1 protein-coding gene is annotated in these 384 nt (G+C 66.1%); it reads left to right on the top strand.

What is annotated here, in order from left to right; genetic code table 11:
- Positions 1-327: hypothetical protein (locus HW556_RS18460; RefSeq protein WP_176901581.1), on the top strand; the 327-nt coding region annotated here is incomplete at its 5' end.
- Positions 328-384 lie beyond the last annotated feature (57 nt).

Here is a 384-nt window from a genome sequence, read left to right as displayed (position 1 = left end):
TACACGCTGGTGACGATGTTCTACGAGCACGAGGACTGCTGCGAGGACCTGTATTACGTGACCTACACCCCGGACCGGTCCGCCTTGGTGGGCTGGCAACGCGTGGCCCAGCGCGGGGCCGATGGCTTCTGGCAGGCCGAATCGCGCCTACGTCGGGACTCGGAGGGCCGCTTGGTGGTGACGCATCTGGCCGACAACCAGGAGGACGAGGGAGCGGCCTACTACCGCGATTCGGTGGTGACCCGCTTCGAGCTTACGCCTGCGGGGCGATGGGTGCGCGTCCGATTGGACAGCGCGCGGACGAATCACACGCGACAGGAGCCCTAGCCGAGGGCCCGATGCGGAAATCCTGGATGCTTGGCCGTTGGACTTCCCGAGTTCAGC

Source organism: Hymenobacter terrestris (assembly GCF_013377905.1).
Classification (GTDB): domain Bacteria; phylum Bacteroidota; class Bacteroidia; order Cytophagales; family Hymenobacteraceae; genus Hymenobacter; species Hymenobacter terrestris.
This window is presented reverse-complemented; position numbering and strand designations above follow the sequence as displayed.